Annotated in this window: 21 protein-coding genes, 1 tRNA gene and 3 pseudogenes; 10 read left to right on the top strand and 15 right to left on the bottom strand. The window is 67.4% G+C overall.

Features of this window, described 5'->3' with window-relative positions; all coding sequences use genetic code 11:
* Window positions 1-256 precede the first annotated feature (256 nt).
* The gene (locus ACSU6Z_RS12535; protein WP_437045288.1) at window positions 257-814 is read right to left on the bottom strand and encodes a DinB family protein; all 558 of its coding nucleotides are present in this window, start codon (window positions 812-814) and stop codon (window positions 257-259) included.
* A gap of 515 nt (window positions 815-1,329) precedes the next feature.
* Between ACSU6Z_RS12535 and ACSU6Z_RS12530 the strand changes: the two genes are divergently transcribed.
* A complete protein-coding gene (locus ACSU6Z_RS12530; protein ID WP_437045286.1) occupies window positions 1,330-1,638 on the top strand; it encodes a hypothetical protein in 309 nt (102 codons plus the stop codon).
* 395 nt (window positions 1,639-2,033) lie between these two features.
* On the opposite strand, the gene ACSU6Z_RS12525 is transcribed toward ACSU6Z_RS12530, so the two are convergent.
* The 5 genes and pseudogenes from ACSU6Z_RS12525 to ACSU6Z_RS12505 form a co-directional block, all read right to left on the bottom strand.
* The gene (locus ACSU6Z_RS12525; RefSeq protein ID WP_437050280.1) at window positions 2,034-2,312 is read right to left on the bottom strand and encodes a VOC family protein; all 279 of its coding nucleotides are present in this window, start codon (window positions 2,310-2,312) and stop codon (window positions 2,034-2,036) included.
* A gap of 111 nt (window positions 2,313-2,423) precedes the next feature.
* Window positions 2,424-3,083, bottom strand: a complete 660-nt coding sequence (locus ACSU6Z_RS12520) for a response regulator (protein WP_437045285.1) — start codon at window positions 3,081-3,083, stop codon at window positions 2,424-2,426.
* The gene (locus tag ACSU6Z_RS12515) at window positions 3,080-4,243 is read right to left on the bottom strand and encodes a sensor histidine kinase (protein WP_437045283.1); all 1,164 of its coding nucleotides are present in this window, start codon (window positions 4,241-4,243) and stop codon (window positions 3,080-3,082) included. The genes ACSU6Z_RS12520 and ACSU6Z_RS12515 overlap by 4 nt, the downstream gene beginning before the upstream one ends.
* The gene (locus ACSU6Z_RS12510) at window positions 4,243-5,082 is read right to left on the bottom strand and encodes a CPBP family intramembrane glutamic endopeptidase (RefSeq protein WP_437045281.1); all 840 of its coding nucleotides are present in this window, start codon (window positions 5,080-5,082) and stop codon (window positions 4,243-4,245) included. Before ACSU6Z_RS12510 ends, ACSU6Z_RS12515 begins: the two co-directional genes overlap by 1 nt.
* Before the next feature lie 549 nt (window positions 5,083-5,631).
* Window positions 5,632-6,440: pseudogene (locus ACSU6Z_RS12505) on the bottom strand (IS5 family transposase).
* A gap of 368 nt (window positions 6,441-6,808) precedes the next feature.
* Between ACSU6Z_RS12505 and ACSU6Z_RS12500 the strand changes: the two are divergent.
* Together ACSU6Z_RS12500 and ACSU6Z_RS12495 are read left to right on the top strand one after the other, a co-directional pair.
* Window positions 6,809-7,183: a hypothetical protein gene (locus ACSU6Z_RS12500; RefSeq protein ID WP_437045279.1), complete on the top strand. Its 375-nt coding sequence runs from the start codon at window positions 6,809-6,811 to the stop codon at window positions 7,181-7,183.
* Window positions 7,156-7,233, top strand: a tRNA-OTHER gene (locus tag ACSU6Z_RS12495). The genes ACSU6Z_RS12500 and ACSU6Z_RS12495 overlap by 28 nt, the downstream gene beginning before the upstream one ends.
* A 143-nt stretch (window positions 7,234-7,376) precedes the next feature.
* On the opposite strand, the gene ACSU6Z_RS12490 is transcribed toward ACSU6Z_RS12495, so the two are convergent.
* A complete protein-coding gene (locus ACSU6Z_RS12490) occupies window positions 7,377-7,694 on the bottom strand; it encodes a hypothetical protein (protein WP_437045277.1) in 318 nt (105 codons plus the stop codon).
* A gap of 1,115 nt (window positions 7,695-8,809) precedes the next feature.
* Here ACSU6Z_RS12490 and ACSU6Z_RS12485 point away from each other — a divergent pair.
* Window positions 8,810-8,890, top strand: a pseudogene (locus ACSU6Z_RS12485) (tyrosine-type recombinase/integrase); the annotation flags it as partial.
* A gap of 113 nt (window positions 8,891-9,003) precedes the next feature.
* Here ACSU6Z_RS12485 and ACSU6Z_RS12480 read toward each other — a convergent pair.
* The gene (locus ACSU6Z_RS12480) at window positions 9,004-10,212 is read right to left on the bottom strand and encodes an IS256 family transposase (RefSeq protein WP_437050278.1); all 1,209 of its coding nucleotides are present in this window, start codon (window positions 10,210-10,212) and stop codon (window positions 9,004-9,006) included.
* A 656-nt stretch (window positions 10,213-10,868) separates the two neighbouring features.
* Here ACSU6Z_RS12480 and ACSU6Z_RS12475 point away from each other — a divergent pair.
* The 3 genes and pseudogenes from ACSU6Z_RS12475 to ACSU6Z_RS12465 all read left to right on the top strand — a co-directional run bounded on the left by ACSU6Z_RS12475 (window position 10,869) and on the right by ACSU6Z_RS12465 (window position 13,431).
* A pseudogene (locus tag ACSU6Z_RS12475) lies at window positions 10,869-11,673 on the top strand (transposase family protein).
* Window positions 11,674-11,928: 255 nt separating this feature from the next.
* The gene (locus ACSU6Z_RS12470; RefSeq protein ID WP_437045275.1) at window positions 11,929-13,020 is read left to right on the top strand and encodes a sigma-70 family RNA polymerase sigma factor; all 1,092 of its coding nucleotides are present in this window, start codon (window positions 11,929-11,931) and stop codon (window positions 13,018-13,020) included.
* Between the two features lie 135 nt (window positions 13,021-13,155).
* Window positions 13,156-13,431, top strand: coding sequence for a hypothetical protein (locus ACSU6Z_RS12465; RefSeq protein WP_437045273.1), 276 nt, complete (start codon window positions 13,156-13,158; stop codon window positions 13,429-13,431).
* A gap of 386 nt (window positions 13,432-13,817) precedes the next feature.
* On the opposite strand, the gene ACSU6Z_RS12460 is transcribed toward ACSU6Z_RS12465, so the two are convergent.
* Entirely contained in the window at window positions 13,818-14,432 is a 615-nt protein-coding gene (locus ACSU6Z_RS12460; protein ID WP_437045271.1) for a TetR/AcrR family transcriptional regulator, read from the bottom strand.
* 108 nt (window positions 14,433-14,540) lie between these two features.
* Between ACSU6Z_RS12460 and ACSU6Z_RS12455 the strand changes: the two genes are divergently transcribed.
* Together ACSU6Z_RS12455 and ACSU6Z_RS12450 are read left to right on the top strand one after the other, a co-directional pair.
* Window positions 14,541-14,801 carry a hypothetical protein gene (locus ACSU6Z_RS12455; protein WP_361748701.1) on the top strand — a complete coding sequence of 87 codons (261 nt, stop codon included), beginning with the start codon at window positions 14,541-14,543 and terminating at the stop codon, window positions 14,799-14,801.
* Between the two features lie 42 nt (window positions 14,802-14,843).
* Window positions 14,844-15,611 (top strand): transposase, encoded by a 768-nt coding sequence (locus ACSU6Z_RS12450; RefSeq protein WP_437045269.1) that lies wholly within the window; start codon window positions 14,844-14,846, stop codon window positions 15,609-15,611.
* Window positions 15,612-15,669: 58 nt separating this feature from the next.
* On the opposite strand, the gene ACSU6Z_RS12445 is transcribed toward ACSU6Z_RS12450, so the two are convergent.
* The 6 genes from ACSU6Z_RS12445 to ACSU6Z_RS12420 all read right to left on the bottom strand — a co-directional run bounded on the left by ACSU6Z_RS12445 (window position 15,670) and on the right by ACSU6Z_RS12420 (window position 19,718).
* Entirely contained in the window at window positions 15,670-17,328 is a 1,659-nt protein-coding gene (locus ACSU6Z_RS12445) for a caspase, EACC1-associated type (protein ID WP_437045267.1), read from the bottom strand.
* Entirely contained in the window at window positions 17,325-17,672 is a 348-nt protein-coding gene (locus ACSU6Z_RS12440) for an effector-associated constant component EACC1 (protein WP_437045265.1), read from the bottom strand. The genes ACSU6Z_RS12445 and ACSU6Z_RS12440 overlap by 4 nt, the downstream gene beginning before the upstream one ends.
* Before the next feature lie 436 nt (window positions 17,673-18,108).
* Window positions 18,109-18,495 carry a hypothetical protein gene (locus tag ACSU6Z_RS12435; protein ID WP_437045263.1) on the bottom strand — a complete coding sequence of 129 codons (387 nt, stop codon included), beginning with the start codon at window positions 18,493-18,495 and terminating at the stop codon, window positions 18,109-18,111.
* A complete protein-coding gene (locus tag ACSU6Z_RS12430; protein ID WP_437045261.1) occupies window positions 18,492-18,839 on the bottom strand; it encodes a hypothetical protein in 348 nt (115 codons plus the stop codon). Before ACSU6Z_RS12430 ends, ACSU6Z_RS12435 begins: the two co-directional genes overlap by 4 nt.
* Window positions 18,833-19,264 (bottom strand): ATP-binding protein, encoded by a 432-nt coding sequence (locus tag ACSU6Z_RS12425; protein WP_437045259.1) that lies wholly within the window; start codon window positions 19,262-19,264, stop codon window positions 18,833-18,835. The genes ACSU6Z_RS12430 and ACSU6Z_RS12425 overlap by 7 nt, the downstream gene beginning before the upstream one ends.
* Before the next feature lie 46 nt (window positions 19,265-19,310).
* Complete coding sequence (locus ACSU6Z_RS12420; RefSeq protein WP_437050277.1) at window positions 19,311-19,718, bottom strand: NUDIX hydrolase; 408 nt, start codon at window positions 19,716-19,718, stop codon at window positions 19,311-19,313.
* A 107-nt stretch (window positions 19,719-19,825) separates the two neighbouring features.
* Here ACSU6Z_RS12420 and ACSU6Z_RS12415 point away from each other — a divergent pair, with 107 nt between their 5' ends.
* Window positions 19,826-20,614, top strand: coding sequence for a GntR family transcriptional regulator (locus ACSU6Z_RS12415; protein WP_437045257.1), 789 nt, complete (start codon window positions 19,826-19,828; stop codon window positions 20,612-20,614).
* Window positions 20,615-20,727: the final 113 nt, after the last annotated feature.

Raw genomic sequence — 20,727 nt, 5'->3', positions numbered from 1 at the left:
GACCCGGGCCTGCGACACCCGTTTCAGGAGTCCGATCCGATGGCCCTTCCCGGCCCGCGCAGCGGCTTCGTCCCGTGGTTCGTGGGTGCGCCCCAGCCGCACCGACGCGCCGGCGTTCGCGCCCGGTGAGGTCGGGACCGGATGCCGGCCGCCTCGCCGGCGCCCCCGACGCGGAAGCACGCGGCGAAGGCGTGTGCGGGGCCACCGGGCGTATCGCCCCTCATGCGGGGAGCGATACGCCCTGCCGCGCCGCTGGCTACCCCATGGTCCTGGCGCCGTCCAGGGACTCGCGGATGATGTCGGCGTGGCCGGCGTGCTGGGCGGTCTCGGCGATGATGTGCATCAGCACCCGGCGGGCCGACCATCGCGCGCCCGGCTCGGACCACGGGGCCTTCGGCAGTGGTTGTGTGGCGCTCAGGTCGGGGAGGGTGGCGACCAGTTCGTCGGTTCGGCGGGCCGTGTCGGCGTAGTCGAGGAGCACACCGTCCAGCGTCTCGCCGGGCAGCATCCGGAACTCGTCGGCCCGCCGGGCCCGGTCGGCCTCGGTCATGGTGGTGAAGTCGGGCATCGCCGACGGGCCGTCCAGGATGAACCGCGCCCAGGCCCGCTCGACAGCAGTGACGTGTTTGATCAGGCCGCCCAGGCACAGCCGGCTGGCGGTGGTCCGGCGCCCGGCCTGCTCGTCGGTGAGGTCACGGGTGGTGAAGCGCAGGAAGTGCCGATGCTTGGCCAGGGACTCCAGCAGGTCGGCGCGCTCGCCGGTGGGGGCCGGGTCGTGGGTGGCCGGTTCGTCGACGGTCGTGGTTCCGCTCATGATGGCTGCCTTCCGTGGTTCGTGTTCCGCCGGGCAGAGGGAACGCTAGGGGCCATGTAGGCCAGGTCCTGACCCACATGGCCGGAGGGACAAGGACGTTGAGCCTCGACCTGGGACCCCACCCCCCGGGCGGCGGGATCCGCATGCACGGCCTCTTCGTCCCGAAGCGGCTCGGGCAGAGGCTCGGCCCGCGGTTGGCGCGCCTTTCGCCTGGGGTGATGATCCGCGGGCGCCCGTGCTCGTCCGCCGCCGCCCGCCGGCGTCGTCACGCGGTCAGACACTCACCGCCCGATCGCCCGATGCCGCACGACCGTGACCGGATCGGGGCTGCCCGGTGGGGAGTGGCATGGCGGACGTAGCTGCGGAACCGCGCGCTCCCACGGGCTCCCCGCCGCGAGAAGACGGGGCTTTCGGCCGCGTGGTCGACCAGGCCGCGGAACGGGCTCGGGCGGCGATCGGGGCACTGACGGGCGCGCGGGTCGCTGTACTCGGCTGTCGTACCGCAGGATCACTCGGTGTCCCGCCTGATAGGTCCGCACACCGCGGACCCGTGCCCCCGCTGTGCCGACGAAGCGGTCCGCCTGGGCACCCCGCCCCGCGCCGCCGGGCCCCTCGCGGTCGGCTACACCTGTGACCGCTGCGGCCACGCCTGGTCCCGCCCGGTCGAAACGGACCTGGAGGTCCACGACACCGTGCGGGTGGATCTCCCCGACGCGACGCTGTACGGAACCGTCTGGCGCCTGGAGGACGACCGCGTACTGCTCCGGGGACCGGGCGGCGGCCGGCACCGGTGGGTCGAGCGCTGGAGGGTCATCCTCCACTGACCGTCTCCCCCTCGTGCCCCGGCCGCCCCCGACGGCGAGCACGCGGACCGGGCGGGAGCGCGGACAAGGCGCCCGAGATCGTTCCCCGGCAAGCGAACCGGGCCCCCTGCCCACCGCGTTGTACGGGAAGATCGACGACGCGACCGGGGACACCCGATGGCGACGGTGTCGGCTCGCCGTCCGCCGACGTGACCTCGCGCCGACGATGTCGTGAAGGTGCTCGGCGCGGGTCTTCCCGGCCGCGTGACCGGGGCCGCGGGAGGCCTTCCGGGTCTTCACGCGTGGAAGGGAGACGCCCTCCCCGCGGAACAGGAGGCGCGGGCGTCATCGATTCCGCGGGCGCGCACACGTTCAACCACCCGCACGGCTTGGCAGTACGGAGGGCTGCGGCGGCGTCAATCCTCCGCGTCCTCCGCGTCCGCCGCGTCGACAACCGTCAGCGTTACGGTGCCGTCATCCGCGACGGACCAGCCAGGGTTGTGGCACACCTCCCAGCGGTGGCCGTCGGGGTCGGCGAAGTAACCGTGGTAACCGCCGAAGGCCGCCCGCCGGGGCTCTTTGAGGACGACCGCTCCCGCCGCGCGGGCTCGCCGCACGGCCTCGTCCACTTCGGCGGGCGAGCTGAGGTTCTGGGCGAGGGCGAAGGGCGTGCCGGCCGTTGCCGGATGTCCGATGCCGGCGCCGAGGCCGGCCAGCGGGAAGAGCGCCGGAGCCAGTCCCCTGCGCGAGCGGCCCGGACCGGAACGCCCCGCGCCGGCGGCGGGGAGGACTCGGCTCCGCGCCGGCTAGGCCACCAGGCCGTGCCGGTAGGCGTAGACGACGGCCTGGACGCGGTCGCGCAGGCCGAGCTTGGTGAGGATGCGGGACACGAAGGTCTTGACGGTCTCCTGGCTGATGACGAGCACCGCGGCGATCTCGCTGTTGGACAGTCCGTCCGCGATGAGGCGGAGGACCTCCAGCTCGCGGGGTGTCAGCGGGGTGTCCCGCGCGCCGCCTTCGGCGGGCCGGATCCGGGCGGCGTAACGGCCCACGAGCTGACGCGTCACCTCGGGGTCCAGCAGCGCCGCGCCCATGGCCACGGTCCGGATCCCGTGCAGCAGCCGGTCCGGTGGCGCGTCCTTGAGCAGGAACCCGCTCGCTCCGGCCCGCAGTGCCTCGTAGACGTACTCGTCCAGGTTGAACGTGGTCACCACGAGCACCTTCACGGGGTGCTCGACTCCGGCGCCGGCCAGCAGCCGGGTGGCTTCGATGCCGTCGAGAACCGGCATGCGCACGTCCATCACCACGACGTCCGGGCGCAGTCGGCCGGCCAGCTCCACGGCGGTCCGCCCGTCTCCGCACTCGCCCACCACCGCCAGGTCGGGCTGCGCGTCGATGATGGTCGACAGCCCGGTGCGGATCAGTGCCTGGTCGTCGCAGACCAGGACCCGGACGGGCGCGCTCATGCCGGGCCTCCCGCGGGTATCCGCGCCCGGACGAGGAAGCCGCCGCCGCTCAGGTGGCCCGCGCTGAAGTCGCCGCCCAGGACGTCGACCCGTTCGCGCAGGCCCTCCAGTCCCCGCCCGCTGCCGCCGGGGGAACAGGCCCGCGAACCGGAACCGTCCGTGCCGACCTCCACGGTGATCTCTCTTTCCCCATGGCGCACCAGGACCGAAGTCCGGCTGCCGTGGTCGTATTTGAGCGCGTTCGTCAGAGCCTCCTGCACGACCCGGTAGGCCACGAGGTCGGCGCTGCCGGTCGAGGCCGGCGGCGTGCCCTCCTCGGTGAATTCCACCGGCTGCCCGGCCAGCCGCGTCCGCTCGACGAGCGTGAGCACCCGGCCGACGGGCGGCGTCCTGTCCACGCCGCCGTGGCCGGTGCCGTGATCGGGGTTGAGCAGCTCGAGCAGGTGCCGCAGATCCGTGATGGCCCGCCGACCGGTGTCACTGACGGCGATCAGGGCCTGATCGAGACGGTCGGGCGAGGCGGTCAGGTACCGGGCCGCCTCGGACTGCACGACCATCGCCGTCACATGATGGGTCACGACGTCGTGGAGCTCGCGGGCGATCCGGGTGCGCTCGGCGGCACGGGCGTCCTCGGCGACGCGGCCGCGGCGTTCGGCCTCCGCGGCCCGGGCGGAGCGCATCCACCCGCCGATGCCCCACGCGAGGGCCAGCGCCAGGTAGAAGGTCACGAACTCGGCCACCGGTCTGCCGGGCCCGCGCTGGTGGAGTGCGACCGCCAGAGCCGCGAACGCCACGGAGGAGGCCACCAGGGTGGTGCGGCGGTACCGCTCCAGATACGACCCGGCGCTCAGCAGCGCGATGGGCAGCGCGGCACCGGCCAGGAGGTGGTAGCCGCGCAGCTGGTCGAGGGCGAAGCCGCACGACACCAGGGTGAGGCAGATGAGCGGCCACCGCCGGCGCACGGCGAGCGGAAGGCACTGCAGGACGGCCGCCACACCGGTCAGCACGTCGACGGGACGGGTCGGCAGACCGCCGACCTCCGTGCCGTTGCCGTGGAACGCCGGTACGGCCGACACCACGAGGAGCAGCATCCCGAGCGGGAAGTCCCGGACCGTGACGTCAAGCCGGTGCCACAGCTCCCGAACACGTCGGCGATCCATCACCGGGGCAGTGTAGCGGCGGAGTCGACGCCCACGGCTCGCCGGGAACCGAAGGGCACGATGTTCCCGCGCCGGTGGGCGAGCCACAGGAACACCAGGGTCAACAGCGCCCCGAAGCCGACCGAGTAGACGCTGGCCTCCGGCCCGAAGCCGCCGCCGGTGAGCCACTGCGGGCCCGATGTCGAGGCGTCCAGGAGCCCCTGGCTGGCGCCGTTGCCGGAGACCTCGGTGCTGAAGACGCCGGCCGCGGCGAAGTTCCAGCCGAAGTGCACGCCGATCGTCAGCCACAGGCTGCGGGTGGCGGCGTACGCGGCAGCGAGCATGAAACCGGCCTCGATCGCGATGGCGAGGCCGCCCCACAGGGTCGCATGCTCGTTGAGCAAGTGCGAGAGGCCGAACACGAGCCCCGTCAACGCCATGGCCGTGTACGTGCCGACGCGCTCCTCGGCGAACCGGAACAGCACGCCGCGGTAGACCACCTCCTCGGTCGCCGCGACGGCGGCCATGAGGCCGAGCAGACCCAGCGCGCCGGCCACCGAGCCCAGACCGTCGACTTCGTAGTACCCGGCGGTGAAGAGGTTCACGACGACGGCCGCGAACATCCCGCCGCCGATCAGGACGCCCCAACCGGTCCGGGCCGCGGCGCCTTCACGGGCCACGTCCGGGGCGGGACGGTGCTCGGTGCGCCGCACCACCCACCCGTACACCAGCACGACCAGCGCAGCGACCGTGAGGCCGAGGACGAGCGTGAGCCAGTCGTTCCCCTCCACCGCGCTGACGGCACCGCCACCCAGGGCGTACATCGCCGTGACGGCCAGGAACTGCCACACAAACCTCATAAGGACCCCTCTGCCGGACCGCGACCGGTGCGCCGCGGACTGCACCGGACGCTACGTATCCGGCCGCCGCGGATCGTCACCTCACGGTGGACACCTGGCCGTAGCTCGCACGGGGGACAAGCCCCCGGATCATTCCGTCGGACTGGCTGATCCCCTGCTCCGACCGCCCGCTCGTGCCGGGGCGGAGCGCTGAGAACAGGCCTGAGGCGCAGGAGCGGGCTCGGCGACATCGTGGCGCCGCCCGCCGCTGACCCGCGGGGAGGACCACGGGTCTTCGAACCGTGGAGGACACGGTCCGAGCGCATGACCAGCGACCGGGACCCGGCCACCGCCGATCGGCTCGGGGCCATGATCTGCGCCGGCGGGGAGGGGCCTTCGGCCAGGGGACGGGGACTCCGCGTGGACTCCAGTGGCACGCGTGTGGCACGCGTGTGGCACGACCCCGGAAACGACGAAGGGCCAGCCCGGGAGGAAAACCCTTCTGAGCTGGCCCTTCTCCCTGTGCCCCCGGCAGGATTCGAACCTGCGGCACCCGCTTTGGACGTCGTTTCAATTGGTGAGTCGGCGGTAGCTGATGAGGGGTGCGGCGATGCCGACGAAGGCCAGGAAGAGCTCGGCCTTGCGTTCTTAGCGGCGGTGCAGGCGGCGGCAGCCGGCCAGCCAGGACACCGTTCGCTCGACGACCCAGCGGTGTCGGCCGAGCTGGGTGGAGGACTCGATGCCCTTGCGGGCGATGCGGTGGCGGATGCGACGCTCGCGAAGCCATGTCCGCAGGTAGTCGTAGTCGTAGCCCTTGTCGGCGTGGAGCTTGGCCGGGCGTCGCCGACGGGGTCCGCGGGGGGAGCGGATGGGCGGGATCCCACGCACGAGTGGCTGCAGGCCGAGGCTGTCGTGCAGGTTGACGCCGGAGATCCCCAGCGACAACGGCACGCCGTTGCGGTCGGTGATCAGGTGAATCTTCGATCCCGGCTTGCCGCGGTCGATCGGATTCGGTCCGGTCAAGGGCCCCCTTTTGCCGCCCTCAGACTGACAGAGTCGATCGCGCACCGCGACCAGTCCAGCTCGCCCCGGGCACCGAGTTCGTCGAGGATGACCCGGTGCAGCCGGGCCCACACCCGCTCCCGGCTCCATTGGGCGAAGCGCCGGTGGACGGTGGGCCAGGCCGGCCCGAACACCGGCGGCAGCTGCCGCCAGGTGCAACCCGAGGTGGCCACGAAGATGACCGCCGCCAGACATTCACGGTCCCCGGCCCGTCGTCGTCCGCCGCCCTGCGGGCGTATGACCTCCGTCGGCGGGACTACCCGCCGAAACAGCGTCCACAACTCGTCCGGCACCAACCGCTCGACCAGATCCGTCATGTACGGCTCAACGAACGATCACGCCATTAGAAACGGCGTCTTAGGCTTTGGGGCATGGCCTCATCCTTATCAGGTCGATCGCAGGGACCGTCGACATCGGTCAGCCCGGCCTGCGCCTCGGCCGATCTTCCGCTGAGGCCCGCCGCCGAGCGCTGCTGTTCGCGCTTGTTGGTGTCAGCCGCTGATGTCAGCCGCCGCACGCGGTCTTTGCAGGTGGCGATGCTGTTGAGCGATTGGGGCTGTCCCCGGCGTGACGGAGGATGGTGCTCATGTGCGCTCTTTTCGACCCCCCTGAGCCTCGCCGCGTCTCACCGGGCGAGTACCCAGTGTGGGACCAGGCTCTCGCCCTTCTGAACCGGGACTTGGCGGTGACGCTTCCCCAGCTGGAACCTCTGCAACTGCTGGCTCTTCCGTCCTGCGATGCGGATGAGCCGGAGAACGTCTACGTCGCCATGGCCGACGGCGAGTGGCACGGCAATCACCTGGACCCGAACTCGCAGGACAGCCTTGCCTCTGCGCTGGCGAGCGTTGCCGATGCTGCACAGGAGACTGTCATGGAGCTTTTGTGGCAGGCGTGGCCCCTGTGCCCCGAGCACGGCCTGGGCATGCATCCAATGGAGGATGCACAGGAGCGACTGTTCTGGTGGTGCGCGGGGGAACGGTTGCGTCACGGTCCGGCTCATATCCACGCGGCCGTGGGAGCACTCGACGCTTTGGGAACGTCGATCCGTACACGGTCTTGAAAACCGTCGTGGCAGCGATGTCACCGTGGGTTCCAATCCCACCGCCTTCGCGCGATGAGCAGTGAGAACGGCCTCTGACCAGGGAGATCGGCCAGGGGCTGTCGTGCTGCGTGCTATCCGTGAGTGCCCGTCGCTCCCCAGTGTTTCCCGCTCGACCGGGCACGGCTGGGGCACGGGATCTGGGCCGTACGCGTCACTTCCTGCGGACGGACACGAGCGCCAACACCATGCTCGCGAGCAGCACGAACACCACGAGCGAGGCGAAGAACAGGGCCTCGACCCAGCCGGCGTTCGCACCCGTGAGCGTGCCGTCCGCGGACGCGCATGCCATCTCCGGCGGAAAGCTCTGCCGGCGCAAGTCGTCACAGGTGTTCGGCAGGTCGTCATTCACGACGTACGCGTTCACCCAGCAAAGCGCCCAGGTAACGAGGAAGACACCCAGCGAGGCCAAGGAGACGCCCCACAATGCGGTCGGGCGGACTGCCTCGGAGCCCGTCGGAGATGCCGTCATGACCGGGAGCGTACCGGCCGATCTTCCTGGCGCTGTGGCTAAGCCGGTTACCTGACCACCCCCTCCTTACCCACCACTCGCCCCAGCTCCCATCCCGTCCACCGCCGACCCACAGACCGTGGAGCGGGCGTGGTTCCTGGCGTCCAGGTGGAGCGCGCCACTGTACGAACGACCTGGACGCCCTGGGCCGCGTCTGCTCGGCTCTGCCTGGGTCGACGGCGGACGGGATGGGAGCTCCCCGCGCACGCCCCTACGGACCCGCAGTCGGCGACGGTGCCCCCTCCACCCCGGTGCCGACCGATCCCCCGCCGGAGGCATGGCCTCGACCGCTGGCTGCTCTACGCGGTGATCGACTCATGGCCTCCGGTCCTATCCACGTGTGGGCGCGCGTCAGCGCAGCCAGGGCTTGAACCAGTAGGGATGCCCTCATCGGAGACCCGGCGGGCACTCCGGAAGCCGAGGAGAGCCCTGGGCGGCAGCAAGCAGAAGAGTAAGCGCGAGCAGGAAGATCAACAGAATACGGGCGGCCGGCAAGAGTCATAGAGGTTGCTGTGTTCCGCTGCTGTACGCACGACAGAGGGCCTGGTGCAACTTGCACACCAGGCCCTCTGACCAGCGTCGGGTGGCGGGATGTGAACCCACGACTTCTTCGTCCCGAAGCAACTTGGGCGGGCGCCTGGCCTTGGGCTGGTGTGGCGCTCACCTGCACTGACGATCCGCAGACGTTCGCGCTCGTCCGCCGTTGTTCGTCGGCGTTGTCATGAGTTAGACACTCACCCCGCGACTCCGACTCACTTCCTGCGGCGCTTGCTCGCCCTCTTCTTTAGCTCGGCCTGGCCACGCTTCGTCCAGTCACCTTGGTGGAGGTAGCAACGTGACGTGCCCTTCATCGTCTTGTTGCGGCAGCTGCCTCGATCCGTCGGCCAACCGCACTTGCCCTGCTTCCACTCACCCACGGTCCTTCCCCCTCCCACTGGTCCGCCCTGAGTTCGGGCATCCAGCCTGGGGCACCTTGCCCATGTAGGGCAGGGCGCATGGCCGTTGGCATCAGGCGATCCGGGCGCACGCCGGTCAGTACGTCGAACCTCATGGGTCTGCCACCGACCACCGCTTTACACGTCGTGCAGGACACGCAGCGCGAAGCCATGAGCCACATGGACCGGTTGCTCAGGAAGCGGCGTCCCGGTCGTCAGTGACCGCCCCCGTTGATGTCAGAAGTGGATGCCAAAGGCCCCGGACCATGATCGGCCCGGGGCCTTTCGCCTGGTGCGGGAGTGTCTGCGGAACGGTGTAACTCCGTTGGTTGATTTCAGTTGTTAGCGGTGCCGAGGGTGAGTCGGCCGTCGAACGCGATGTCGAAGGCGTTCAGGGCCGGCTTCCAGCGGCGGGTCCACGCCTTCGTGCCGGTGCCTTTCGGGTCCAGGCTCATGATCGCCAGGTAGACGCACTTGAGGGCGGCCTGGTCGGTCGGGAAGTGGCCGCGGGCCCGGACGGCCTTGCGGATCCTGGCGTTGACCGATTCGATCGCGTTGGTCGTGCAGATGATCTTTCGGATCTCCGCATCGAAGGAGAGGAAGGGCACGAACTCCGCCCAGGCGTTCTCCCAGAGCCGGACGACGGCCCGGTACTTCGTCCCCCACTTCTCCTGGAACTCGCCGAACCGCTCGGCTGCCGCGGCCTCAGTCGGAGCCGTGTAGACAGGCCGCAGGTCCTTCGCGAGCTTCTCCCAGTCCTGCCGGCCCGCGTAACGGAAGCTGTTCCGCAGCAGATGAACCACGCAGGTCTGGACCACGGTCAGGGGCCAAACGCGGGTCACGGACTCGGGAAGTTCCTTCAGTCCGTCGCAGACGACCATGAGGACATCCGCGACGCCTCGGTTCTTGATCTCGGTGAGGACGTGCTGCCAGTACTTGGCTCCCTCACTGCCGTCTCCGACCCACAGGCCGAGGATGTCGCGGGTTCCTTCCGCGGTCACGGCGAGCGCCATGTAGACGGGCCGGTTGGCGACCTGGCCGTCGCGGATCTTGACGTTCACGCAGTCGATGAACACGACCGGGTAGACGCGGTCGAGCGGACGGTTCTGCCACTCGGTCATCCGCTCGAGCACGCTGTCCGTGATCGTGGAGATCGTCTGCTTGGACACCTCGGCGCCGTAGACCTCGGCGAGGTGCGCGGAGATTTCTCCGTGAGTGAGGCCCTTCGCCGACAGCGACAGCACCATCTCGTCGACGCCGGTCAGTCGCCGTTGCCGCTTCTTCACCAACTTTGGCTCGAACGATCCGCTCCGGTCGCGCGGGACGTCGATCTCCACCGGCCCGACCTCCGTCGTCACCGTCTTCGACCGGTGCCCGTTGCGGTAGTTCCCGCTGCGGCCGTCCTCGGTCCGCTGGCCGTTCTCCCGGCCGAGATGGTCGGTGAGCTCGCCCTCCAGGGCTCCTTCCAGCACCAGTTTCGTCAGCTGGGCGAGGAGTCCTCCCTCTCCGGTCAGGGTCACACCGTCAGCCTTTGCCTGAGCCATCAGCTGGGCCACCAGAGACCTGTCCAGAGACGGCGCAGCCGTCTCCTCGTCCACTTCGGTGGTCGAACGCGTATTCTGCTTCACGGTCCTGCTCCCATCGGTCACAGCAGCCTTAACTGCTGCCACTTATTGGGGAGTTACACCGTTCACGCTACAGACCCCCTGGTGCCCCCGGCAGGATTCGAACCTGCGACACCCGCTTTAGGAGAGAGGCGGGGTGGCCTGCGGGCTGATCTGCGGTTTCGCCAGCCGAGGTAGCGAGTGGCTACTCGACCCCGAAGCACCGGTGTTGACCGTGGCTAACCCCTGCATCTGGCACGGTTGTGGCACGAACCTCAGCCGACGACAGTCAGCCACGACGGCGGGTGCGCCGACCGGCCAGGCACGCGTATGCCTCGCCGCACCCCACTGGTCCCGGCCACGTTACTGGCTGTGTCCTCTATCGGCCGTAGATGAGCCGAGCTGGCACGAGACTGCTACCTATGCAATAGCATCCTGCTGTTTAAACTGCCAGCGGATCTCAGGGTGCGCCGACGCGAGTGTGAGTAGATTTCTCCGAAAGCTTTGCTCACTGAACGTCTTTCATCCTGGCGCTTGAGGAGTAGAACGACCTGGCCAGGTGGGGTGGTGACGTGGCGAAGCCCCTCGTCGTTGGTGTGGTGATCTCACTCATCACGCCGACGCCGGGGGGCTTCGTTGGTTCCGTATCCTTCCATGCTTGACGTCCCGCACGAGCTGGTCGAGCACGTCTCGTGGCTCATCTACGCCCGAAGGCGTGAACTGCGTTCGCCCTGGCGACGGTTGAGCTGCTTCAAGCAGGCCCTTCTGACGCTGGCCCACCTGCGCAAGAACGAGACCTTCGCCCGGGTCGGAGCCGGGTTCGGCGTGTCCGAAGCGACCGCCTGGCGGTACGTGGACGAGACCCTCGAGGTTCTGGCCGCCTGGGCGCCCGGCCTGCATGAGGCCCTCGTCGGCCTGGGCGAGGGAGACTTCGTCATCGTCGACGGCACGTTGATCCCCATCGACCGCGTCGCCGCGGACCAGCCGTACTACTCCCAGAAACACCGCAAGCACGGCATGAACGTCCAGGTCATCGCACGGCCGGACGGCACCCCGCTCTGGTTCTCCCGCGCGACTCCAGGTCGCACCCACGACCTCACTGCGGCCCGCGCCCACGGCATCGTCCAAGCCTGCCTCACCCGGCAGATCCTCGTCCTCGCCGACCGCGCCTACCAGGGCGCCGGCGCCACCTTCCGCACCCCCTACTACCACCACAGCGAACAACCCGAGCACTACCAGCAGTTCAACCGCGACCACGCCCGACTCCGGGCCCCCGGAGAACGAGCCTTCGCCCACCTCAAGACCTGGCAGATCCTGCGCAGGGCCAGATGCTCCACACGCCGCATCGGAACGATCGTCCAAGCCGTCCACACCCTGCTGACCTGCGACTATTCAGGATGAAAGACGTTCAGTGAGGGCAACGGTTCACCGTTCCATCAAAGCTGGTGTGAACGGCGCGACCCCGTTGGCTCCGTGGGAGATATCCGCGGGTTTCGGCGGACAACTTTCCCAAACACTCTTCGCCTCGGCACAGTTGAGCGCCACGAAGCGGAAGAGGAGTGCAGTATGGCAGGGGGGCGCAGGACTCGGCCATGGGGGCCACTACGCGGCGCGACACCCGGGCAGAACGCCACCGCCCAGCTCCTGCGCCGCTGGATGGACGACGCGGGCGGCCTGACCGTCACCTCCCTGCACAAGGCGTTCACCCGTGAGCACTTCTCCGGTGGCCCCGTGCCCTCGCGGACTACGGTGGGCGATCGCCTGGCCGGCCGTTACCTCACTCAGGACTTCGTGAAAGCGGTGGCGGCCGTCTGCTTCCCGGACGTTTCTACCCGAGCGGTACGCATCGCACAGGCTACCGAGATGCTGCGCGAGGACACCTCCTCCTTGCTTCCAGGACATGCCACGGGCGGGCGGTATGCCACCCCTCCGGCGGCTCTATCCCAGCTGCACAGGGCGACCGACGTTTTGCGGGGACTGCCAACAGACAGCATGGCGCCCGACCAACGAGTCAGGATGTTGCAGCGGCAGAACCAGCAGCTCAGGGAGCAGATCGCCGAGGTCAACAAGGTCCTGGACGCTGTTAGACACGAGCTTGACCAGACAAATCGGCTTCACGAAAAGCTCTTCCAGGAGAACGCGGCGCTCAGGAGCGCTGTGCGTGAACTGCAGGAGAACCTGCGGAACGGGCGACCACCTGCTAAACCGTCCCCACCGCTCCGCTTTGAGGGAACCGGTGATGCCCTGCCGGCCTCCGCCTCTGCCGCCATGCAGACGCTGCCCTTGGGCTTCGAGGCGTTCTACCAGCAGAACGTGCACAGCTATCTCCGGTACGTCTCGGCACGCACTGGGTCCCCCAAGCTCGCAGAGGAAGTCGTGCACGAAGTCTTCCTTACTCTGCTCAGACGCTGGCAGGAATTCCTCGGCGCAGGGCTGTCGTCCGCGTGGGCCTGGAAAATCCTCCAACAGACGGTGCAACCCCACGTGCGGCCGAGCACTCCCGCGTTTGCCAAGGTCATGCGTCAAGCCCGGATGAGAATCGCGAATCTGGATGGCAGCATCGGCCTATATCAAGCCATTGCTCGACTTCCGGAGCGGCAGTTCGCTGTCATCGTGTTGCGCTACGTGCTGGGCTACAGCGCCGACGACGTGGCCCGGTTGATGGGCATCTCCCCGAGCACGTACCGAGCCTACCGCCTGGCTGGTCGAAGGCGCCTGGCAAGGGAACTCGGCATGGAGCTCGGGTGACAGGGCATGGCCGACGAAGTCGGGACCCACCTCTGCGCGGGGGGGGGGAGCAGTAGCAGCAACTACCGGCCCCACCGTGTCATGACCTACCGAGGCGGCTCTCCGGATTGCCCTCTCGGCACCACGCATCCTCACATGGAGAAGTACGTGAGCCTTCACGCTAATGCCAACGACCCCTCGCGCGAACCGGTCATCAACATCAACGTTAGAGGAGACGCACGGTTCAGCCTGACGGCCTCGATCGCGCAGGCCGACCACGGATCGACCAGCCAAGCTGCAGCCCTGGAGGACCCTAAGACGCCGGTGGAAGCACCCTTCTGGCACCGCACTGCAGTCATCTGGAGCGCCCTGGCCGCTCTTGCGGCGATCGCCGGGGTCGTCGTCACCTGGCTGGTGAAAAGCGCTGCCTAATGTCCTGGTCATGAGGCTGGAGCCATCTCACAGTAGCTGAGACCGCGACGCAACGTGGGCCCGTTGGTGGTCTGAGCCGGATCTATCAGCACATGACCAGCGACCGGGACCGCGCCATCGCCGAGCGGCTTGGTGCCATGATCTGCGGCGGTGGGGGAGTGGCGTCCGAGCCCTCCGAGGAGACCGCTGCGGGCCCGTAATGGCACGCCTGTGGCACGACCCTTTGAAACGTCGAAGGGCCAGTCTGGGAGGAAAACCCTCCTGAGCTGGCCCTTTCTCTGTGCCCCATATAGGTAGCTAAGGGCTGTCCCGTATCTGCTGACCAGCCCCGAGCAGGCTGTGGGCGTCAGAAGCGTGCAGTGCGCAACACATTGGGGCTGGGCGCGTCATCCGTGGCTGGATGCTCTTTGCAGCAGGTGGTCGATGTGGCGTTGAAGGATGGCCAGCGCCATCTCCGGGGAGTGGTGGCCTGCAAGGACGTGGACCGTGAGGCCATCAGCCAAAGCGAGGAGGGTGTGGGCCTCGCGGGTGGGGTCGAGGCGCTGTGGGATTTCCTGGGTGTCCTGGCCATAGCGGATGAGCCACGCGATGAGGTCATGGAGCTTGGCATAAGTGTCGTGCAGGACGGCGCCTAGTTTCTCGCTGGCCGGTGCGTGGGCGACGAAGGCCAGCCAGACGTGCGCCTGCGTCTTCGATTCCTCATTCAGCAAGGCGAGTTCGGCCAGGGTGTGTGACAGCAGAGTGGATGCGGCCTGAGGGGCAGAGGCTGTGACGATGCGCTGGTTGGCGCGTTCGCTGACGTGTTGGGAGACGTGCTCCAGCGCGAAGAGCAGCATGTCCTCCTTGGTGCGGAAACACCGCTGGACGGCGCCCATGGACACGTCCGCCTGAGCGGCGACGTCGCGCAGGCTGACGGCTTCCATGCCGGAACGCGCGATCAGAGTGCAGACCGCCTCGGCGATCCGGCGGCGTCGGTCCTCGTAGTCGACCTGCCTGGGCACGCTCAGCTCCTCCTGTTTTCCGATGCACTTGCATCATATCCGACTGCACTGCACGATGTGATGCGATCGCATCGGAACAATGTGCGCACTGCGGAGAGGAAGCCTGTCATGGGGAAGCAGCTCAAGAAGTCGGACAACAGCTCAGGCGAGGGGCTGCTCTGGCTGTTCGGTGCCATCCTGGCCATCCAGGGGTTCGGCTCCGCCATCACGGAGGCCGGGTGGGATACAAGCTTCGGTGTCGCCGGCCTTCTGCGGGCAGCCCACGTGCCTGAGTGGGGAACCCTCCTGGTCGGCTTTGCAGGTGCCGCCCTACTGGCGACAGCGGCGCGCCGTCACCATGCGAGGAGGCAGGCGCATCGACGTCCGTGAGCGGTCCAGAGGCCAACCACCGCTGCGTGGGAAGCTCTTGGCGTGACTGGTGTGATCACGGCGTCGGAGCCTTCCTGGATAGCCCCGTTCACCGGGCTGAGCCCACGGCTGTTCCAGAAGCTGGTGACAGGGCTGCGCCGCGAGGGCGCTGATGCACGGCGCGGCCGGCCCTGGAGCCTGCCACTTGAGGACAGGGCCCTGCTGGTCGCCGCCTACTGGCGCACCAACCTGACCCTGCGGCAGCTCGCCCTGCTGTTCGGCGTCTCGAAGTCCGCCGCCGACCGGATCATCAACGACCTCGGCCCGCGCCTGGCGCTGCAGCAGCGCCGCCGCTACCGCAAAGACACCGTGCTGATCGTGGACGGCACCCTGGTCCCCACCCGCGACCACACCGTCGCCGAGCAGTCGAAGAACTACCGGTACTCCACCAACCACCAGGTCGTCATCGACGCCGACACCCGGCTCGTCGTCGCAGTCGGCCGGCCACTGCCCGGCAACCGAAACGACTGCAAGGCGTGGGAACTGTCCGGCGCCAAGGCCACCGTCGGCAAGACCACGGTGATCGCGGACGGCGGCTACCGGGGCACCGGCCTGGTCATCCCACACCGCCGCCAGCCCGGCCAAGCCGAACTCCCGGCCTGGAAAGAGGAACACAACACTTCCCATCGCAAGGTCCGCGCCCGCGTCGAGCACGCCTTCGCCCGCATGAAGACATGGAAGATCCTCCGCGACTGCCGCCTCAAGGGCGACGGCGTCCACCACGCCATGCTCGGCATCGCCCGCCTCCACAACCTCACCCTCGCCGGGTAACGAAGAAGCGGGCAGGTCAACGAGCACGTCGTAGATCATTTACGGGACAGCGCTTAGGTCAAAGTAGGCGCTCAAGAGCCGACCGCATTTCTGCGGCTTCCTGAAATCGATCCCTTGGGTTGAAGGCCAACGCTCTCAACACAACATTGTCTATCTCAGGGCGAAGGGAGGGATTGAGTTCCGAGGGTGCAATCAACTTTGTGAGAGAGGCGTATCGCGCAGATGTATAAGATCCAGACGGTGCTAGGGCCGATTGTCCCGTCAGAAGTTCGTACAGGACTGCGCCAGCGCTGAAGATGTCTCTCGTTTCGTGAGGCGCGGCCCCCTCCCAGCTCTCCGGGGGCATGTATCTGAGCGTGCCGATTGCGGTCCCGGATTGACCGTGAAGTGATTGACTGTAGCTGGAGATTCCAAAGTCTAGTACTTTGATTCGCCCCTCAGGCGTAATAACCAGATTCCCCGGCTTGATGTCACAATGAATAATGCCGCGACTATGGGAGTACTCGATAGCTTGAAGAGTTTCCGTCAGAACAGCCAGACTCTCGTGGGGTGTAAATTCAATCTCCTCCATAGCTTGGTGAATCGTCATCCCCGGCACAAACTCCATCACCATGAAGCTGCGAGTGCCACTGTCGACAAAATCGAAAACTGAGGCAATCGAGGGGTGGCTCAGTGACGCAGCTGCCCGCGCTTCATCCCTCAGATATCCAAGCAGCCGTGAATCATCTGAGCGCTCACGAACGGCCTTTATTGCTACCATGCGATTGAGGAGAGTATCTTGGCCTACGTATATTTCACCCATTCCGCCAGCGGCGATCATGGCCTCGGCCGTATATCGCCCACCTGCTAGCGAAAGTTTGGAAGAATTTTTGCGAGGACGCTCACTCTGGCTGGCATGAAGGTTGAGTCGTGAAGCCAAATATTTCAGTCGCTTATGCACGGACACTTGTCGCTGTTCCGCTATTTCCTCGCCTGTGTATGCCACGTTAAGGGCGAGGCCGGTAAGCCCGGACGTGTCACTTCCCGTCTTGTCGGGTCTTGGACGGCCTTGTCGAGTCAGGGCGTCTTTCACCGATTCGTAAGCCTGGTCCAACGTGATTATTCGAGGCCCGTCTGTAATTCCCTCCCGGAGAACCTTCAGCAGTTCGCCAGTGAAGGCAGTATAGGTCTCACCCACAGGAGCAAGGGCCATGCGATCGTCTCTAGCTGAAGTGATAACGGCTGTCCCCGCTGCCGCGGCCTGCGCTTTCACCGCTGCTGATGTATCTCCCATCAGGCCGTGAGCTTTGCCGCTAAAGCAGCTGTCCAGTATGGCAATTCGACGTTTCGAGCGAGCCCGGGACAGGAGTTTTCGAAGCCAGAGATATGGGACACCCGTCCAGGGTTCATCGAGCCGAGAATCAGGCAGCGAGAGGAAGAACTCCAATTCTTCATCGAGGATTCCATGCCCGGCGTAGTAGATAAAAAGTGTATCCTTTGCCGCTGATGCCGCTTGCCTGAGAGGAGAGATAATGTCGGCAGCCTTGGAGGCGCTGCTAATTACATGGCAGTGCTGGGCTGGAAGTCCCCATCCGGATCTGGAGGTCAGAAAGTCTGCGAGAGAATGCAGGTTGTTCGCTACTGCCGGCAGGTCGGGTTCATACTCATAGGCGGAAAATCCGATAAGTAAGGCTCTTGACTCAGTCGGATTCGGCAGGTCGGATGATGTAAATGTCACGACTCTTCGCTAAGCGTTCGCGTGATCTGAGAGATCACTTCTGCGTCGTCGCTGTGGATGGTCACCCTGGTTCCGTTGCGCTCGATGATGACCTCAGGCTTATTCGGTGTCGTGCGGCGCCATGCCGCAATAGCGACGACTAGGTTGGCAACTTGGAACCCGTTGTCGACGACTACTTGAATGGCCTCAAAGGCGCTCCCCATTTCCCCTTCGCGTGGGGGAGTTGTTACGAGGTTGATCTCGGCCTCGGTGCTGACCTCTTCATCGCCACGAAGCCATCGAGCCAGGGTGCGTAGACCGGCTCCCTCGTTGTGGTCTGTGAGAGAGAGGTGATAGCTGTGCATGAGCCCCCCTATGGCGTGATACCGCTGGCACACAGTGTGGTCAGGTTACATCTCTCCGATCTACGGCAAGACCGGAAGTTGCATGATGGCGAGAGGTCGGCGGAGCGGCTTTGGGCTGGAGCTGCTTTGGCGCGAGTGATCATGGCCCCGTAAGCTTTCGGCGCGTCGGGCAGTCTGTGGACCTGCCCGCTAAAGCACGACGTGGGGGCCATGAGCTGCGAGGCTCGCGCCAAAGTGGCTGCCTAAAGCCGTGGAGCCGACCGCCCCAGCCACGACGTACCCCTTCTCTGACGTCAGACGGCTGACTGCTGTGCGCGCGGCACGGACGCCGGCCGGGCTGGAGCGGGGCGGAGACAGGAGCGCAGGCCCGGCCGGGGGCCGGGCCGCGCGCGGTGAGCGGAGCGAGCCGCCTTGAACCCGTAGAGAAAGTTGTAACTCAGTCTGTGGCGCCTGTGGCGTAGAGCTCGAAGCCGGGCGCACATGCAGAGGGTTCAGAACCCTCCCTGTGTGTGAGCGGAAGGAAGATCACGGGCCGGATCGTCCATGTGATGTGGACGTCGGCGTGCTTGATGGTCACGGTGCAGGGCTCGGAGCGCAGGAGGGCTCTTCGCGTCTCGATGCGTTCCTCGTACAGCCATGCCCACGCTGCGTCCGAGGCGTCGGAGTCGAGTGCTGGTGAGATCGTGCGCAGGGCGATGGAGACCCACCGGTCTGCCTGGGGTGCCGAGTGGGCGGCGAAGGATGCCCGGAGTGCCGGCCCTGCTGTGGTGGTTGTGTCCTTGGTCCAGCATTCGCACCAGTAGCCGCGGGTGGGCCCGTTCATGCGGTTGCTCCGGTGGGGTAGGCGGCGAGGACGTAGCGGGTGGTGTCGTCGTAGAGGGTGAGTTGGTAGCCCGTGCCTGCGGTCAGGTAGGCGAGGGCTCGTTCGTGCTCGGGCTCGTCCGTCAGCCAGTACAGGCCCGGCTGGGCGTATGCGGTGTCGAGCTGGTCCGTGATGTGGCGCGTGCGTTCTCGTAACCAGCGCAGGGCCAGGCGCGGGCTTGCGGCGTCGTGTGATCCCAGGGGGATGGCGCGGATGTCGTGCAGGGGGTAGGCGGCGGCCTCGCAGTGGCAGGGGAGGGGCTGGCTGCCCGTGGCCGGCGCTTCGGGGGGAGTGGACGTCAGCACGGGCGGCCTCCTGTCGCGTCGGCCTCGGTGAGGAGTTCCGCCGTGACGGTGTGGCCGCCGTGGCTGTCGTGGACGACGACCCGGTGAGCGATGGCGCTGACCATGCCCAGGCCGCGGCCGTGCTCGGCCTGCTCGTCCTGGTGCTCGATCTTCGGGGCCGCGCCGGTGCCTCCCTCGTCCGTGACCGACAGGGCGACCACCCGCGGGGAGACCGCGAGCGCCAGGTGGAAGCTGCCCGACCGCGTGCCGCTGGCCGTGTGGAGGATCGCGTTCGCGCTCAGTTCGCTCACGATCAGCTCGGCGTCGTCGACCAGGGGAGATCCGCGCAGGATGTCGCGCGTCCAGCGGCGGGCCCGGCTGACCTCTTCCGGGAAACCTGGGCAAGACAGTCCCCAGACCCGGGCTGTACTCGTATACTCGTGCATACAAGTTCCTTCGTGTTGGTAGGCCGCCATGTGCAGCGGGTTCGGGCTAGACGAGTTTCACGCCGTCGTGGGCGCGGACGGCCGGCGGGGCTGCTGCGTCGAGTGCGTCCAGGACGCGGATCGCATACGCCTCGTCGGCGAGTTCGATGACTTCCTCACGGGTGGCCCAGCGCAGTGCGCGGGTCTCGTTTCCGGTGGTGGGCGTGCCGTCGGCGGCCTCGCAGCGGAAGACCAGGGAGACGATCAGGCCCTTCATGTTCTTGTAGACGCCGGTCAGGGTCGCGGGAAGCGCGATCTTGATTCCGGTCTCTTCTAGGACTTCGCGCTGGAGGGCTTCGGGGATGGTCTCCTCGCGTTCGAGGACTCCGCCCGGGGGTTCCCAGTGGCCGTTGTCACGGCGCTTGATCAGGAGGGCCCGGCCCTGGGCGTCGACGATGACTCCGGCGACGCTCACGGAGTGCGGGCGTTCTGTGCTCACGGTCCTCGGCCCTCTCGGCTGGCTAGGCTCTCCACCGTAGCAACAACACTCGCTCACTCGTCTAGATACGTAAAGGAGTACAGATGCCCTCTCTCCCGTCCGGCCTGCTCGGCGATCTCGACCCCACGAGCGATCGCGCGGTCTTCCGGCAGATCGCCGACCAGCTGCGCGAGGCCATCGACCGCGGGCGCTTCAAGGAGGGCGAGAAGCTGCCCTCCGAGGCCGAGCTGGTCGAGCACTACGGCGTCTCCCGGATGACGGTCCGCAACTCCTTCTCCATCCTCCAAGGGGAAGGGCTCGTGCACGCCGAACACGGCAAGGGCGTCTTCGTGCGACCACGGCCGCCCGTACGGCGGCTCGCCTCCGACCGGTTCGCCCGGCGCCACCGCGAGCAGGGGAAATCCGCGTTCATCGTGGAGGCGGACGCGGCCGGCAGTCACCCCCAGGTGGACAGTCTGGAGGTCAAGGAGGAGAAGGCCAGCCAGGACGTGTCCGCCCGGCTCGGGTCCGTGCGGCGGGTGCTCGCCCGGCGGCGCCGGTATCTGCTGGACGGCCGGCCGGTGGAGTTCGCCACCTCGTACCTGCCGCTCGACATCGTGCGGGGCACGCCGATCGCCGAGCCCAACCCCGGCCCAGGCGGCATCTATGCCCGGCTGGAAGAGCTGGGGCACCGCCTGGACCACTTCGAGGAGGAGATCCGCGCCCGGATGCCCTCGCCGACCGAGGTCAAGACGCTCCGGCTGGCCTCCGGTGTGCCCGTGATCCACCTGATCCGGACCGCGTACGACACCGAGGGGCGGGCCGTGGAGGTCTGCGACACGGTGATGGCGGCGGATGCGTACGTGCTGTCGTACCAGCTCCCGGCGACCTGATCGCGTGATCAGCGGTGGTGCGCGGGGACGCTTCTCCGAACTCGTACACCCCAACACGCTTACTCGTATAGACGAGTGGGCAAGTTGTGTGGCAAGGTGGTCCGCGCGAACCC

Origin of the sequence: Streptomyces sp. enrichment culture (assembly GCF_964273145.1) — a bacterium.
Lineage (GTDB): Bacteria > Actinomycetota > Actinomycetes > Streptomycetales > Streptomycetaceae > Streptomyces.
The sequence above is the reverse complement of the archived record's forward strand: the minus strand, read 5'-3'. Positions and strand labels throughout refer to the sequence as shown.